The sequence below is a fragment of the Dactylosporangium cerinum genome, from assembly GCF_042653625.1.
Taxonomy (GTDB): Bacteria; Actinomycetota; Actinomycetes; order Mycobacteriales; family Micromonosporaceae; genus Dactylosporangium; species Dactylosporangium cerinum.
The window spans coordinates 36,762-52,874 of sequence record NZ_JBHSIU010000011.1 but is presented as its reverse complement, the minus strand read 5'-3'; the positions used below and the strand labels follow the sequence as shown (position 1 = coordinate 52,874).

Here is a 16,113-nt window from a genome sequence, read left to right as displayed (position 1 = left end):
CGTCGTGACGAGAGGCTTCGTCGCCGCCGCTCCGCTGCGCTGCGCGCCGCTCATGACGCCACCCGCGTCCCGAACGGCACCGCCGCGACGGCGTGCCGGCCGGGTGCCGGATGTTGCCACCGCCCGCGCGCCGCCAGCTCCGGCAGGACACCCTCGCCGAAGCGGTACGCCTCCTCCAGGTGCGGGTAGCCGGAGAGCACGAACTCGCTGATGCCGGCCTCGACGTACTGTTCGATGAGGTCGGCGACCTGCTGGTGGCTGCCGACCAGCGCGGTGCCGGCGCCGCCGCGCACCAGCCCGACCCCGGCCCACAGGTTGGGGTGGATCTCCAGGCCGTCCTTGGTCCCGCCGTTGAGTGCGAGCATCCGCTGCTGCCCCTCCGATTCGCTGCGCCGCAGGCCGTCCTGGACCTTGCGGATCTGTTCCTCCGAGATCCCGGCCAGGAGCCGGTCCGCCTCCGCCCAGGCCTCCTCGGCGGTGTCCCGGGCGATGGTGTGCACCCGCAGCCCGAACGCCAGGGTCCGGCCGTGCTCGGCGGCCAGCGAGCGGACCCGGTCGACCTTCGCCGCGACGGCGGACGGCGGCTCGCCCCAGGTGAGGTACACGTCGACGTGGCGGGCGGCGACGTCCAGCGCGGCCGGTGACGACCCGCCGAAGTACACCAGCGGCAACGGATCCGGGATCTGCGCCAGGACCGCGTCGGACAGCTGGAAGTAGGCGCCCTCGAACGTGACGGGCTTGCCGGACCAGAGGTCCCGGACGATCTGCAGGAACTCGCCGCACCGCTCGTAGCGGGCGTCCTTGTCGAGGAAGTCGCCGTACATGCGCTGCTCGTGGCTCTCCCCGCCGGTGACGACGTTGAGCAGCAGCCGGCCACCGGACAGGTTCTGGAAGGTGCCGGCCATCTGCGCGGCGAGGAACGGCGCGGTGAGGCCGGGGCGGAAGGCCACGAGGAACTTCAGCCGTTCGGAGACCGAGGCCAGCATGGCGGTGCTGATCCAGGCGTCCTCGCACCACGCGCCGGTCGGGGTGAGCGCGGCCTCGAAGCCGAGCTGCTCGGCGGAGCGGGCGATCTGGCCGAGGTACGCGACCGAGGCGGGGCGCCCGGCGGCACCGGCGGGGGTGCCGTGGCCGCCGCCGACCACCTGCCGGCCGTCGCCGCCGTTGGTGGGCAGGAACCAGTGGAACTTGAGCGCTGTCATTTACACCTGTCCGTGGTTTGGGGGTGGGGTGCCGTCCACGGCCCAGCGGCCGAGGTGCTGGATCTTCCAGGCCGCCGGGTCGTGCAGGGTGTGGGTGCGGGCGTTGCGCCAGTGCCGGTCGAGGCCGAGGCCGGCGGCGGCCGAGCGGGTGCCGGCCACCTCGAACAGCCGGCTGCCGGCCTCGACCGCGGCCTTGGCGGTGGCCGCCCGCGCCGCGGCGACGGCGAGGGACGCCGTGGCCGCGGTGGCGGCGGTCAGGTCCGCGTCGGCGCGGTCGATCGCCCGGGCGGCCTCCGCGAGCAGCGCCTCGGCGGCCCGGACGGTCAGCTCGATCTCGCCGAACGCCTGCACCACGAGCGGGTCGTCGGCGGCCCGCTCCACCTGCGCGTCCGGGTAGGGCCGGCTGCGCTCACGGACGAACCGGGCCGCTTCGGTGATCGCGGCGCGGGCGATGCCGGCGTCGATCGCCGCGTGCAGCACCTGCGCGAACGCGCCGTAGGTCTGCGGCCCGTCGAAGGTGGCCGCGTACGGGGTGATCAGCTCGTCGGGCACCTCGACGTCGTGCAGGACGACGGAGCCACTGGCGGTGGTCCGCTGCCCGAGGCCGTTCCAGTCGTCGATCACCTCGAGACCCCCGGCGTGCCGGTCGACCCAGGCGACGTGCAGCGGCCCGTCCGGCCCCAGGTGGGCGAGCACCGGGACGCGGTGGGCGAGCAGCGCGCCGGTGGCGTAGAACTTGCGGCCGTTGAGCCGCCAGCGTCCCGGCCCGGCGGCGGTCAGGGTGGTCCGGATGTCGCGGACGTGTTTCGTGCCGGCCTCGGACTGGGCGTTGCCGAAGCGCCGGCCGGCGAGGACCTCGCCGAACAGGTGCCGCTGCTGGGCGTCGGTGCCCTGCAGGCGCAGGTGGTTGACATACGCGAAGTGGCTGTGCGGGATCTGCCCGATGTTGGGGTCGCCGGTGGACAGCAGCCGGATCACCTCGGCCACGACCTCGACGGGCAGGCCGGCGCCGCCGTGCCGGGCGGGGACCGTGATCGCGAGCAGCCCGGATCCGCTGAGCTCGTCGAGTTCGGCGTGCGGGAGGGTCCGTGCGGCGTCGCGGTCGGCGGCGCCGGCAGCGAAGCGGGCGGCGAACCCGGCGGCGGCCGCGACCGCGTCGGCGGCGCCGAGGACCGGGGCGAGCACCTGGGTCACGATTCCTCCCCCACGTCCTCACGCAGCTTCGCGTATGCCGAACTGGGACTGGTGCCGTGCAGGAGGAACTGGCCCACGATCCTGTCACGGTAGATCACCGGGTTGTGCGACGCGAGGGTGCGGGCGTTGCGCCAGTGCCGGTCGAGCCGGAACCGGTCGGTGACGGCGGAGGACCCGCCGACCTCGAACAGTTCGGTGGTGAGGTCCAGCACGAGCCGGGCCACGACGCCCTGCGCGCCGAACACGGCGACGTCGGCCCGGTCCAGCAGGGACTGCCCGGCCGGCTGCGCCCGGAACAGCTCCTCCAGCACGGTTGCCGCGGCCGCCACCGCGGCATCGGCGACGATCGAGGCGCCGCCGATGCGGCCGACGACCTCCTGCACCTGCGGGTCGGTGCCGGGCGCCGGGTGCGCCGGGTTGTGCAGGTTGCGGGTGCGGCCGGCCACGTACGCGACGGTGTCGGCGACCGCGGCCCGCCCGATCCCGGCCAGGGTCGCGAGGTGTACCAGCTGAAAAACGGCGGCGAGCGACGACGGCGCGGCCAGGTCGATGGGCTCCACGTCCTCCGCGGCGACCGGGACGTCGTCGAACAGCGTGGTGCCGCTGCCGGTGAGCCGCTGCCCGAAGCCGTCCCAGTCGTCGATGCGGGTCACGCCCGGCGCGGTGGCGGGGACGAGGACGTTGGCCGTCCCCCCGGCCTCGAGGGACGCCGTCGTCTGGATCCAGTCGGCGAAGAGGCTGCCGGTGGAGTAGAACTTGCGGCCGTTGAGCCTGCCGTCCTTGAGCGTGGCCTCCGGCGCCAGCCACGACGTGCTGGTGCGCTCGCTCTGTGCGTTGCCGACGATGACGCCCGCGCCGATGCGGCGCAGCCACCGCTCGCGCACCTCGGCGTGCGGGTGCGCCAGGCGGCTCTCCACGAAGCCGATGTGCCCGCGCAGCAGCTGGGGCAGGTTCGAGTCGGCCCGTCCCAGCTGGATGAGCAGCTCGATGAACTCGGGGAAGGTGGCGCCGAGCCCGCCGAATTCGCGTGGGACGCGCAGCTTGGTGAACCCGGCCTCCCGCAGCCACTCGACCTCCTCGACCGGGAGCCGGCGGTCGGCCTCGCGCTCCACGGCGCCCTCGGCGATCCGGGCGAAGGTGTCCTTCATGCGGACCCCAGCCGTGGCACCGCGGTGAGCAGTTGCCGGGTGTACGGGTGCTGGGGCCGTTCGAAGACCTCGGTGGCGGTGCCGTGTTCGACGACCCGGCCGTCCTTCATGACCAGGATGCGGTCGCTCACGTGGTGGATCACCCCGAGGTCGTGGGAGATGAACAGGTAGCTGACGCCGAGCTCGTCCTGCAGGTCGGTGAGCAGGTCGAGCACCTGCGCCTGGATGGAGACGTCCAGCGCGGACACCGGTTCGTCGCAGACGATGACCGACGGCTCCGGTGCGAGCGCCCGGGCGATCGCGACCCGCTGCCGCTGCCCGCCGGACAGCCGCAGCGGCGAGGAGGCCAGGTGCGCCCCGGTGAGGCCGACCTGCTCCAGCAGCCGCACCGTGCGCTCCCGGGCCTCGGTCTTCGAGCTCGGCGGGCGCCGTCCGGTGGCCAGGGCGTCGGTCACGATCCGGCCCACGGACCAGCGCGGGTCGAACGAGCTCAGCGGGTCCTGGTAGACGACGCCGACCTGTTTGCGCAGCGGCCGGCGCCGGTCGGTCGACAGCGCCGACCACGGCTCGCCGCGCAGCAGCACCTCCCCCGCCGTGGCTTCCAGGATGGCGAGGGCGATCCGGGCGGTGGTGGTCTTGCCGGAGCCGGACTCGCCGACAATGCCGAGGGTCTCGCCGCCGAACAGTTCGAAGGAGACGTCGTCGACGACGGTCCGGTCGACCTTGTCGGGGCCGCGGAACACCTTGGTGAGGTGTCGCGCCTCGAGGACCGGCCGGCCCCGGTCGACCTGCTTGCGGACCCGCTGCTCCGACGTGGAGGTCCCGCTGAGCCGGGTGCCGCGGGTGTGCTCGGACGGGATCGCCGCCAGCAGCATCCTGGTGTATTCGTGCTGCGGGTCGTGCAGGACCTGCGCGGCGGGGCCGTGCTCGACGATGTGGCCGTCGCGCATGACCGCGACCTCGTCGGCGAGCCGGGCCACCACGGACAGGTCGTGGCTGATCAGGATGATCGACGTGCCCCGTTCCTTGGAAGCGGCGAGCAGGTCGAGCACCTGGGCCTGGACGGTGACGTCGAGCGCGGTCGTCGGCTCGTCGGCGATGAGCAGCGGCGGGTCCAGAGCGATCGCCGAGGCGATGAGGGCGCGCTGGCGCAGGCCGCCGGACAGCTCGTACGGCCGCTGCTGGGCCCGGACCTCGGGCTCGGGCACGCCGACGGACGCGAGGAGCTCGACCGCTTTCGCGGCCCGTTCGGCGCGGTTGCCCCACCGGTGCAGCTTGAGCGGCTCGGCCACCTCGTCGCCGACCCGGCGCAGCTGGTCGAGGGAGACGAGGGCGTCCTGCAGGACGAACCCGATCTGCCGGCCGCGCAGGCCCCGCCAGGCGCGTTCGGTGGTGTGCAGCAGGTCGGCGCCGGCGAGGTCGATCCGGTCGGCGCTGACCCGGGCGCCCGGCCCGGTCAGCCCGACGAGGGTGCGGGCGGTCACGCTCTTGCCGGACCCGGACTCGCCGACGATAGCGAGGCACTGACCGGGCCGGGCGGTGAACGAGATGCCGCTGACGACCTCGGTGCCGCCGAACGACACCCGCAGGTTCTCCACCCGCAGCAGTTGTGTCGCGGTGCCGGACACCTGGTCGGCGCGGCCGACCGGGCGATCGTCCACAGTGGTCATCGGGCCGCTCCTCCGAGTCGGTTCTGCAGGGTTCGGCCCAGCGACGTCACGGAGATCGCCACCAGGACGATGACGACACCGGGCAGGATCTCCAGCCACCAGGAGGTGGTGATGTGCAGGCGGCCCGCGTCGAGCAGGGCCCCCCATTCGGAGCTGGGCGGGGCGACGCCGAGGCCGAGGAACGACAGGGCGGACGCCCACACGATCGACTGGCCGACGCCGAGGGTCGCGACCGCGACGAGCGGCCGCATGGCGTTCGGGAACAGGTGCCGGCGGATGACGGTGAACCGTCGGTGGCCCAGCGCCGCGGCCGCCTCGATGAACCCGGCCTGCCGCACCGCCAGGACCTGGCCGCGGATCATCCGGGCGTACCCGGGTGCCGAGCCGATGCCGACGGCGGCGATCGACGTCGCGAGCGACGGGCCGCGCACCGCGATGACCAGCAGCGCCAGGAGCAGCGCCGGGAACGCGAACGCGACCTCGAGGACGCGGGTGATGGCCGCGTCGACGACACCGCCGGCGAGGGCCGCGGTGAAGCCGAGCCCGATCGCGATCACGAACGCCAGCGCCGTGGCGCCGAGGCCGATGCCGAGGGACTGGCGGGCGCCGTACACGACCCTGGTGAACAGGTCGCGGCCGGCGTCGTCGGTGCCGAACGGATGCGCCCACGACGGCGCTTCCAGGGTGGACTTCAGGTCGATCGCGGTGGGGCTGCCGTCGACCAGCAGCCCCGGGACGAGCGCGGCGGCCACCACGAATACGACGACCAGCAGCGACAGCACCGTCCCGACCTTGGGAAGGCGGACCGCCCGGGGAACCGTCAGCGTGCTCATGCGGCACGCAGCCGCGGGTCGACGAGCGCGTAGGCCAGGTCGACCAGCAGGTTCGCCACCACGTAGATGGCGGCGACCACCAGCACGATCCCGGACACGGTCGGCAGGTCGCGGGTGTTGACCGCGGTGACGAGCACCTGGCCGATCCCGGGCCGGCCGAAGATGTTCTCCGCGATGACGGCGCCGGAGACGAGCGCGCCGAGCGCCCAGCCGGACAGCGTGATCGCCGGGAGGATGGCGTGACGCAGGACGTGTTTCACCCGTACCCCCAGATCCGACATGCCACGGGTGCGGGCGGTCGTCACGAACGGCTGCTGCAGCACCTGCTCGAACTCGTCGCGGGTCACCTGCCCGAGGAACCCCGCGAGCGGGATGGCCAGCGTCAGCACCGGCAGGACGGTGCCCAGGGCGCTGGTGCCCCCGATGATCGGGAACACCCGCAGCTGGACCGCGAAGACCACGAGCAGCACGACACCGACCCAGTAGTGCGGGAGGCTGGCCGTCAGCGCCTCCCAGGTGGTGCCGAGGCTGGTGAGGAGCTTGCCGCGGTTGACGGTCAGCAGGGTGATGCCGAGAGCGAGGACCCAGGCGACCAGCAGCGCCGCGCCGGTCAGGGTCAGGCTCGGCAGCAGTTGCCCGCCGATCACCTCGGTCACCGGCCGTTTCTGGGTGTACGAGGTGCCGAGGTCACCGTGGAACAGCCCGGTGACGTAGTCCAGGTACTGCACGATGACCGGGTCGTCGAACCCGAACCGCTCGTTGAGCGGCGCGAGCTCCTCGGCCGACCACTTCTTGTCCTGCCCGGTCTGCAGGTTCATGAGGGTGTTGGCCCGGTCGCCGGGGACGGCGAGCTGGGCGAAGAAGGTGACGGACGCGGCGGCCACGATCACGACCACCGACGTCACCGCCTTGACCGCGATCCGCCGCACCCGGGCGACCCGTTGCCTGGTCACGACCGCCTCATCCCGTGAAGTACGCGTCGGAGAAGACCGGCTCGCCCTGGCTCTTCTCGAGCCACACGTTCTTGAGGTTCTGGGCGACGGCGTAGGTCGAGTTCTGCGTGTACAGGCCGATGCCCGCCGCGTCGTCCTGGATGATCTTCTGCGCCTGGCCGTAGAGGTCGTTCGCCTTCGTGGCGTCGGGCTCGGAGTTGGCCTGCTGGATGACGGTGGACAGCGTCTCGTTGTTGTAGAAGGACCGGTTGCTGCCGTTGGGCTTCTCAGCGGTGGACGGCCGCCACACGATCCACAGGATCGACGGGGCCGGGCTGGTCCAGTAGGACGGGGTGGCGTCGAACGTGCTCGGGTCGGAGTACTTGCCGCCCCACAGCTCGGCCTGGGTGGCGGGGATCAGCTTGATGTCGAAGCCGATCTGCTTCCACTGCTCCTGCAGCACCTGCAGGACGGTCGCGCCCTCCTGGGTGAAGATGAACCCGGAGCCGTAGACGAGCTTGATGGTGAGCGGCTTGCCGTCCTTGGTGCGCACCTTGTCCGCGTTGCGAGTGCCCCAGCCGGCCTCGTCCAGCAGCTGGTTGGCCTTGGCCGGGTCGTAGGCGTACGCCTTGGCGACCTCGGCGTTGTAGCCCGGGGTGGCCTGGCTGACCGCGGGGTTGCCCTCGTAGGGGATCACGCCGTGGAAGCCGGCCTCGACGGCGGACTTCCGGTCGGCGCCGTACGCGAACGCCTTGCGCACTGCCGCGTCGGTGAACGGGCCGGTCTTGGTGTTGATGTAGAACGACACCGGCTTGCCGGGCGTGATGTAGCGGATCGTCTGGTAACGCGACTGCGCGTCCTTCCAGTTGACCGTCGGCACCTCGTAGACGACGTGCGACTCGCCGGTGCTCAGCGACGCGTAGCGGGACACGCCGTCGGCGACGAACTTCCAGCGGACCTCGTCGACGATCGCGGGGCCCTCGTGCTTCGCGGTGGCCGGCCAGGACGTGTAGCCGGGGTTCTTGGCGAGCACGACCTCCTCGCCGTGCTTCCACTCCTTGACGGTGAAGCCGCCGGAGCCGATCGGCTTCTCGCAGTTCTCCTTCTCGGTGCGGGACTTGAACGCGGTCGGCGACTGGATGCCGAAGTAGCCCTGGGTGATGAGGGTCAGGAACGGCGGGAACGGCTTGTTCAGCTCGATCTCGACGGTGCTCGCGTCGACGGCCTTGGCGGCCTTGTAGTAGGGGTCGATGGACACCTTGGCGGTGCTGTTGCCGCCCTTGTTCTCCCAGAGGTCGAAGTTCCAGGCGATCGCCTCGGCGTCCACCGGCGTGCCGTCGGTGAACTTCACGCCGTCCTTGAGGGTGAACGTGTACTTCGTCCCGTCCGGCGACACCGCCCACTTCGTCGCCAGCCACGGCTTGACGGTGCCGTCCTCGGCGAGGGTCACGAGTCCGTCGAGGACCTGCCGGGAGATGTACGCCTGCTGGATCCAGCCGCCGAAGATGCACGGCGGTTCCTGGACGTGGCCGTAGACGATCGTGCCGCCGGTCTTCGGGGTCCCGCCGCCGGCCGCAGGGTCGCTGCCGCAGGCACTCAGGGCCCCGGTCGCGAGGAGCGCGACGGCGAGGCCGGCCAGGCCGGCACGGTTCGGTCTGGTCATCAGTGTGTGTCCTTCGAATCGGAGGGGTCGGTGATGCCGCTCACCGGGAGATGCGCGCCGCCGCGGTACCTGGTGCCGAAGTGCCGGTCGGGCAGCCGGTCACCGTCGCCGAAGATGCGGTCGCGGAGGGTTTCGCGTTCGTCGTACTCACGGCGCAGCCGGCCACGGTCGCGCAGCACCGGCACGACCAGGTCGATGAAGTCGCGGGCGGTGTCGTGGGAGTGGTACTGCAGCAGGTTGATCCCGTCGATGCCGACCTCGTCGAGCCAGCGTTCGATCTCGTCGGCGACCTGTTCCGGGTCGCCGACCGCGAGCAGCGGCTGGCGGCCGAGATCGCCGAAGCCTTCGAGCAGCTCGCCGACCGTCTGCTCCGGGTCGATGACCCGGAACCGGCTGAGGCGGCCCTCGAGTCCGGTGGCGACGTCGCCGACCTTCGTGTCCGGCGGGAACGCCGTCGGGTCCCAGGGCAGGCTCGCGTGGGCCAGGTAGCCGTCGGCGCTGGCGAGCTCCTGGTAGCGGGCGAACTTCTCCTTCGCCTCGGCCTCCGTCGGCGCCACGACGACGCCGGCGATGGTGATAAACCGGACGTCGTCGGCGCGCCGCCCGGCGGCGACGGCCGCCGCGCGGATGCCCGCGATCGTCTTCTGCAGCGCCTCGGCGGTCGGGCCGCCGGTGAAGACGACCTCGGCGTGCTTACCGGCGAACTTCGTGCCGGCCGCGCTGGCGGTCGCCGTGAACAGCACCGGTGTGCGCTGCCGGCTGGGCGACGGCAGGTGTGGCCCCTCGACCTTGAAGTACTCGCCCTCGTGGTGGATCGGGCGGATCTTCGCGGGGTCGGCGAACCGGTTGCCGTCGCGGTCGGCGACGATCGCGTCCTCGTCCCACGAGCCTTCCCACAGCTTGTAGAGCACGTCGAGGTACTCGTCGGCCCGTTCGAACCGGTTGTCGTGCTCGACCTCGCCGTCGTGGCCGAAGTTGCGGGCCGCGTTGGGCAGGTAGGACGTGACGATGTTCCAGCCGACCCGCCCCTTGGTGAGGTGGTCGAGGGTGCTGAGCCGGCGGGCCCACGCGAACGGCGGCTCGTAGGTCGTGGAGAAGGTGATGCCGAAGCCCAGGTGCTTGGTGACGGCGGCCATGGCCGGCACCACCGAGGCCGGGTCGTTGTTGGGGATCTGCAGGCCCTGCCGGATGGCCGTGGCCGCGGAGCCGCGGAACACGTCGTAGGTGCCGATGACGTCGGCCAGGAAGACCGCGTCGAAGCCGCCCTCCTCCAGCAGCTGCGCGAGCTCCGTCCAGTACTCGATGTCGTTGAACCGCTCGCGGTTGTTGTCCGGCAGCCGCCACAGCCCGTGGGTGATGTGGCTGACGCAGTTCATCTCGAACAGGTTGAGGATGAGCCGCTTCTTGTCGCTCATGACGGGGTCCCGACGGGCTTGAAGGCAGCGAAATGCAGGGGTCGCTCGGGCATACGTCTTCTCCAGTGCGGCGGGACAGAGGGGGTTGGTGCCCTCATCGGGCCGGGCCGGCCGCTGGCCAAGGTGTCATCAGCGACCCCTCGGGTATCTCTGCAAATACTATAGACTTAGTAGGGTATCGACGCGCAAGACCCCGGGTTGAAGGCGTTGTCGATGCCCCCGACGACGACGCCGATCACCTGGGAGTGCGCATGCGCATCGAGCAGCTCACGTACCTCGCCGCCGTGACCAGGCATGGCTCCCTGCGCCGCGCAAGCGAGCAACTGCACGTGTCGCAGCCCGCACTCAGCGAGGCGATCCGCAAGCTCGAACAGGAGCTCGGCGTGGCCCTGCTGGACCGGCACCGCTCCGGCGCCCGCATCAGCGCCGCCGGCCAGGAGCTGCTCCAGCCGATCGTCGACGTCCTGGAGGCGGTCGACCGGCTCAAGGCCGCCGCGGGCAACCAGCGCACCACCCGCCGGACGCTGCGCATCGGCACCGTCAACGCGGGCACCGCCGCGCTGGTCCTGCCCGCCGTGCGCGCCCTGCAGGCCGCCGACAGCGCCGCCGTCGTCGAGGTCCGCAACCTGCAGCAGGACGAGATCCACGTCGCCCTTGCCGAGGGCACCCTCGACCTGGGCCTGGTCAACCTGCTCGACGGCGACGACGTGCCCCCGGATCTGGAGGCGACCCCGCTGCTGGTCGGCAGCCCCGCCGCGGTCCTGCCGGCCGGCCACCCGCTCACCGCCGGCGCCGAGGTCACCGTCGACGACCTGCGCGCCGAACGGTTCGTCGCGATGCGTTCCGGCTATCTCATGTACCGGTTCGCGCACCGCCTCTTCGGCGCCGACCTGCCCACCCGCTGGCACTCCACCGACGGCGCCGAGATGGGCAAGATGATGGTCGCGGAGGGCATCGGCCTCACCCTGCTGCCTGACTACAGCGTGCTCGGCGACCCCCTCGAGCGGGCCGGCCTGATCGTGACGAGACCCATCAAAGGCGACACGACCGTCATCACCATGGCGGCGCTGCACCGCCGGCAGGCCCGCGTCCCACCGGCCGTCCTCGAGCTGCTCGGCCACCTGCGCGACCGCGCGCGGCAGCCGCTCCCGTCCCGGCCGCCGACCTGAATCAGTCACCGTGCGCTTCTATGGCCGCTACGCTCGGCAGCGAACCGGGCGCCTACCGAGCACCGCACGAGCAAATCGCGCATCTGACATGCGCGATTTTACAGCCATCCTGAGCTGCGGTTATCCGATGTCGGTGATCGCCTGGCGACGCCGTGAACGATGTTGCGCGCACCACGGATGGGCGATCGCTGCTAGCGTCTTGCCCTGGGACGGCGCCAAGGCGCATCGGGCAGGCAGCAAAGGGGTTTACGAGGTGTGTGGGATCGTCGCCGCGGTGCCGGACTACAGCGTCCAGCTCGATGAGGTCACCGCAACGCAGCTGCTGGACAGCGTGCCCGAGCCCCCGGCGGCCGACCCGGCCGCTGCGGCGGCGCACGCCGGGCTGACCGGCCTCCTCGGTGTGCTGGTGAAGGACCTGTCGGCGGCGGTGGCGCTGCACACCGAGCCGACCGGGTGCTACCGGCTGACGGTCGACGCGACCCTGCGCACGCGACTGCAGGCCAAGGTCGACGGGCACATCGCGTGGCTCGACGCGCTGGACCGCGGGCTCGACGAGGGCGGGCAGGTCCTGGACCCCGAGCAGCTGGAGTCGGTCCAGCGGCTCGCCGGGCAGGCCCGGGACCTGCTGTGGACCATCACCAACGACCGGATCCAGGTGGCCGAGCGGGTCAGCCGGCTGGCCCGCGGCGGGCTCACCGACGTCAACGTGGGCCGCGCGTGCCTCGCGATCGACGCGACCCTCGAGGCGATCGACCGGCTCGAGGTCCGCGGCCGCGACTCCGCCGGCCTGCAGGTCTGGGTGACCCTCGACGCGGCGGACCGGGCCGCGGCGGCCGGGCTGCACTCCGGGCGCACCGACCCCAGCTATGGCCACACGGCGGTGACGCTGCTGGACACGGGCCTGACGCTGGTCTACAAGCGGGCCTCGATCATCGGCCGGCTCGGCGACAACGTCGCGTTCCTCCGCGCCGCGATCGAGGCCGACGACTTCCTGCACGCGGTGCTCGCCATGCCCAGCGCCCGGGTCACCGTGCTCGCGCACACCCGGTGGGCGAGCGTCGGGCGGATCAGCGAGGCCAACGCGCACCCGGTCGACAGCGCCACCCGCACCCAGGGCGGCCGCGGCTACGCGACGGCCGTGCTGAACGGCGACATCGACAACCACCTCGACCTGCGGGAGACCCTGGACCTGCCGGTCGACGAGGCCGGCATCACCACCGACGCCAAGGTCATCCCGGTGATGCTGCGCCGCGAGCTGGACGCCGGCACCGACCCGATCCAGGCGTTCGCCGCCTCGATCCGCAGGTTCCACGGCTCGTTCGCCATCGCCGCGCAGAGCGACGCCGACCCGGACCGGCTGCTGCTCGCGGTGCGCGGCAGCGGCCAGGGGCTCTACGTCGGCTTCGCACCGGCCTGCTTCATCGTCGCGAGCGAGGTGTACGGGCTGGTCGGCTGGACCGACCGCTACCTGCGCCTGGACGGGGCGGTCGTGGACGGCGACGGCGAGCACGGCACCGTGGTGGCGCTCAGCCGCGCCGGCGCCGGCACCCTCGCGGCCGTGGAGCGGTTCACGGTGCTGGGCCGGCCGGTGCCGGTCACCGAGGAGCACGTGTCGACGGCCGAGATCACCACGCGTGACGTCGCCCGCGGTTCGTTCGAGCACTACCTGGTCAAGGAGATCACCGAGGCGCCGTCGTCGTTCCGGCGCAGCCTCCGCGGCCGGATCGTGACCGGCGGCGAGCACCTGACCACCGTGCTCGGCGAGGCGTCGCTGCCCCGCAAGCTGCGCGACCGCTTCGCCGCCGGGGAGATCACCGAGCTGCTCTTCATCGGTCAGGGGACCGCGGCCGTCGCCTGCCGCGGCATCGCCAACGTGGTCCGCCCGCTGCTGCAGCCGGCGATCGCGGTCGAGGCGATGCCCGCCACCGAGCTGTCGGCGTGGGGCCTGCGGCCCGACATGTCCTCGGTGTGCATCGTGGCGGTCAGCCAGTCCGGTTCCACCACCGACACCAACCGGGCCGTCGACATGGTCCGGGCCCGGGGCGCGTCGGTGCTGGGCATCGTCAACCGGCGCGACAGCGACCTGGCGCACAAGAGCGACGGCGTGCTGTACACCTCCGACGGCCGCGACGTCGAGATGGCGGTCGCCTCGACCAAGGCGTTCTACTCGCAGGTCGCCACCGGCTCGGTGCTGGGCCTGCACCTCGCCCGGGTCTGCGGCCGGCTGGCGGCGGAGCTCGAGGACACCCTGCTGCACGCGCTGCTGGAGATGCCCAACCAGCTCGCCGAGCTGCGCGCCCAGGAGCCCGTGATCGCCCGGATCAGCGAGGTCGCGCTGCGCTATCCGCACTGGGCCGTGGTCGGGTCGGGACCCAACCGGGTCGCCGCCGAGGAGGCCCGGATCAAGCTGTCCGAGCTGTGCTACAAGACCATCTCCACCGACGCGGTGGAGGACAAGAAGCACGTCGACCTCTCCGCCGAGGCGTTCATCCTCATCTGCGCCGCCGGGACCCCGCCCGGCCAGGTGCGCGACCTGGCCAAGGAGGTCGACATCTTCGCCGCGCACCGCAACGCGCCGGTGATCATCGTCGACGAGGGCATGGACGTGCCGTGGGCCACCGAGTGGGTCGTGCGGGTCCCGGCCGCGCACCCGGTGTTCGCCTGGATCCTCAGCACCGCGGCCGGCCACCTCTTCTCGTATCACACCGCGCGGGCGATCGACGCGAAGGCCGATCCGTTGCGCGGCGCGCTCGCGGCCCTGGAACTGTCGGTCGACAGCGGACAGGTCGCCCTGCAGGACCTCGAGCGGGCCTGCACGGATCTGCACCCGTTCCTCGCCGACGCCGCCGAGGGCACGATGCGCGGGGTGCTGTCCAGCGACACCGCGCTGCGCCTGTCCGACACGGCGCTGCTGCTGCGGCACGGCGGTTCGCTGGTCACCGCACCCAGGGTGGCCGCCGACCCGATCGACTTCACCCGGGCCCGGATCACCGGCGCCGTCGACGAGCTGACCCGCTCGATCGACTCCGTCAAGCACCAGGCCAAGACCGTGACCGTCGGCACCTCCCGCGGCGACTCGGACCTGGTGGACAACCCGCTGACCCGGGCGATCGCCGGCGTCGGTGCCGACCCGTCGACGATGAGCTACTCGGTGCTGGTCGCGCTGCGGGCCTTCGCCCGGGTCGTCGACCACGTCGACGGCGCCACCCGGTATCAGCTGGGCTGGTCCCCGCAGCGCACCACCATCCGGGTCGTGCGCCGCTCCGGGGTGTCCGAGGGCCTGCCCAGCCGGGCCGGCAACGGCGCGGACCTGAGCGGCTCGAAGTGGCTGGCGGTGCAGTCGCGGATGGTGCGCCTGGTCCGCGGCGCCCGCGACGGCCGCCTGGTCCTGCTGGTGCCCGAGCTGACCGGCGCCCGGATCAACGCCCTGACGCTGCTGCACGTCGGCCTGCACGACACCGCGGAGGCGGCGCACCTGAGCGAGATCCTCGACGCCACCGGCACCCGCCTCGACGAGATCCAGGCCACGGTGACCGAGCTGGACAGCCGGTTCGACGTCGACTCCCTGGCGAAGCTGCCGGTGGAGACGGTCCTGCTCGCCCCGGTCGACGAGGTGGCCCGCTCGATCGCCGGCTCAGCCTGACCCCTTGACCGGGGCGGTGGTGCCGCGGATCACCAGCTCGGTGGACAGCTCGACGTGCAGTCCTTCGAGCTGGTGACGGTCCAGCAGCCGGATGATCAGGCTCACCGCCATCCGGCCCATCTCCTCCAGGGGTTGCCGGACCGTGGTCAGCGGCGGGGTCGTGGCCTGCGCCAGGTCGATGTCGTCGAAACCGGTGACCGACAGGTCGGCCGGGACCCGGAGGCCGCGGGTGACGGCGGCGGTGAGGACGCCGGTGGCCACCTTGTCGTTGAAGCCGATGATCGCGGTGGGTGGATCGGGTAGTTCGAGCAGTTCACCGGCGGCGTGGTGGCCGAACTGCGCGGTCGGTTCGGCGGCGCGCACCAGCTCGCGGTCGACGAGCCGGCCGACGTCGGCGAGGGCGGAGGCGTGCCCGGCGAGGCGGGCCTTGCCGGCGAGCCAGTTGTCGGGTCCGGCCAGGACGCCGATGCGGCGGTGGCCGAGGCGCAGCAGGTGCTCCGTCACGGCCCGGGCGCCGGCGAAGTGCGCGGCCGAGACCGCCGGGATGTCCCGTGGCGGCCGGGTGCGCGGGTCGACGACGACGAACGGGAACCCGGTGGCGTTGAGCTGTTCCAGCTGCCCGCTCGGCTCCGGCGGCAGGATGAGGATGGCGCCGCCGACGCCGGGCCGCTCGGCGAGGCCCGGCAGCACGTCCTCCTGCTGGGCGAACTGGCCGGCGTCGAGCACTGCGTGCCGGCCGTGCCGCTGCAGCGTCTCCGCGATCGAGGACACGATCAGCCCGAAGTAGTCGGTGAGCTGATACGGGCAGCGCACGAAGACCGCGCGCGGCTGCGCCGGGTCCGCGCGGGAGCCGCCGGCCCGCGGGCGGGGGGCGTGCGGGCCGAGCCGCTCCATCGCCGCCCGGACCAGTTCGCGGGTCTGCGGTGCGACGTGCGCGTAGCCGTTCAGTACGCGGGACACCGTCGCGATCGACAGCCCGGTCTCGGCGGCGACCTCCCGGACCGTCACGCCACGGCTAGCCATTTGTTTCATCCCCTTGTTTCATACGGGGCAATATAGCGCCCTTCTCAGAACCGTTGACAGGGTCAAATCGAGGTGCTTCTCTTGTTTCCCACCCGTTACAGGTGCTGTTACAAACGTTTCAGGACCCCGGTGCCCCGCCAAGGCACGCACACCCCATCGTCAGCCTCGCAGGAGGACGCATGCCCCCTCGTCAGCGCAATTTGTGGCGAAAGCTCACCATT

Annotated in this window: 11 protein-coding genes; 2 read left to right on the top strand and 9 right to left on the bottom strand. The window is 72.1% G+C overall.

Annotated features, from left to right (window positions below):
- Nucleotides 1-50 precede the first annotated feature (50 nt).
- Genes ACFPIJ_RS09080 through ACFPIJ_RS09045 form a run of 8 tightly spaced genes read right to left on the bottom strand, consistent with a single transcriptional unit; the run spans nucleotide 51 to nucleotide 10,057 of the window.
- Nucleotides 51-1,202, bottom strand: coding sequence for an LLM class flavin-dependent oxidoreductase (locus ACFPIJ_RS09080; protein WP_380114235.1), 1,152 nt, complete (start codon nucleotides 1,200-1,202; stop codon nucleotides 51-53).
- On the bottom strand, nucleotides 1,203-2,396 hold the full coding sequence (locus tag ACFPIJ_RS09075; RefSeq protein ID WP_380114234.1) for an SfnB family sulfur acquisition oxidoreductase: 1,194 nt from the start codon (nucleotides 2,394-2,396) through the stop codon (nucleotides 1,203-1,205).
- Entirely contained in the window at nucleotides 2,393-3,544 is a 1,152-nt protein-coding gene (locus tag ACFPIJ_RS09070; RefSeq protein ID WP_380114233.1) for an acyl-CoA dehydrogenase family protein, read from the bottom strand. Before ACFPIJ_RS09070 ends, ACFPIJ_RS09075 begins: the two co-directional genes overlap by 4 nt.
- On the bottom strand, nucleotides 3,541-5,214 hold the full coding sequence (locus tag ACFPIJ_RS09065; protein ID WP_380114232.1) for a dipeptide ABC transporter ATP-binding protein: 1,674 nt from the start codon (nucleotides 5,212-5,214) through the stop codon (nucleotides 3,541-3,543). The genes ACFPIJ_RS09070 and ACFPIJ_RS09065 overlap by 4 nt, the downstream gene beginning before the upstream one ends.
- A complete protein-coding gene (locus ACFPIJ_RS09060) occupies nucleotides 5,211-6,047 on the bottom strand; it encodes an ABC transporter permease (RefSeq protein ID WP_380114231.1) in 837 nt (278 codons plus the stop codon). Before ACFPIJ_RS09060 ends, ACFPIJ_RS09065 begins: the two co-directional genes overlap by 4 nt.
- Complete coding sequence (locus ACFPIJ_RS09055; protein WP_380114230.1) at nucleotides 6,044-7,000, bottom strand: ABC transporter permease; 957 nt, start codon at nucleotides 6,998-7,000, stop codon at nucleotides 6,044-6,046. Before ACFPIJ_RS09055 ends, ACFPIJ_RS09060 begins: the two co-directional genes overlap by 4 nt.
- Before the next feature lie 7 nt (nucleotides 7,001-7,007).
- Complete coding sequence (locus ACFPIJ_RS09050) at nucleotides 7,008-8,642, bottom strand: ABC transporter substrate-binding protein (protein WP_380114229.1); 1,635 nt, start codon at nucleotides 8,640-8,642, stop codon at nucleotides 7,008-7,010.
- On the bottom strand, nucleotides 8,642-10,057 hold the full coding sequence (locus tag ACFPIJ_RS09045) for an LLM class flavin-dependent oxidoreductase (protein ID WP_380114228.1): 1,416 nt from the start codon (nucleotides 10,055-10,057) through the stop codon (nucleotides 8,642-8,644). The genes ACFPIJ_RS09050 and ACFPIJ_RS09045 overlap by 1 nt, the downstream gene beginning before the upstream one ends.
- Nucleotides 10,058-10,308: 251 nt before the next feature.
- Here ACFPIJ_RS09045 and ACFPIJ_RS09040 point away from each other — a divergent pair, with 251 nt between their 5' ends.
- Together ACFPIJ_RS09040 and ACFPIJ_RS09035 are read left to right on the top strand one after the other, a co-directional pair.
- Entirely contained in the window at nucleotides 10,309-11,226 is a 918-nt protein-coding gene (locus ACFPIJ_RS09040; RefSeq protein WP_380114227.1) for a LysR family transcriptional regulator, read from the top strand.
- A 253-nt stretch (nucleotides 11,227-11,479) separates the two neighbouring features.
- A complete protein-coding gene (locus ACFPIJ_RS09035; protein WP_380114226.1) occupies nucleotides 11,480-14,869 on the top strand; it encodes an SIS domain-containing protein in 3,390 nt (1,129 codons plus the stop codon).
- On the opposite strand, the gene ACFPIJ_RS09030 is transcribed toward ACFPIJ_RS09035, so the two are convergent.
- Nucleotides 14,861-15,892 carry a LacI family DNA-binding transcriptional regulator gene (locus ACFPIJ_RS09030; protein WP_380114225.1) on the bottom strand — a complete coding sequence of 344 codons (1,032 nt, stop codon included), beginning with the start codon at nucleotides 15,890-15,892 and terminating at the stop codon, nucleotides 14,861-14,863. The genes ACFPIJ_RS09035 and ACFPIJ_RS09030 overlap by 9 nt on opposite strands.
- Nucleotides 15,893-16,113: the final 221 nt, after the last annotated feature.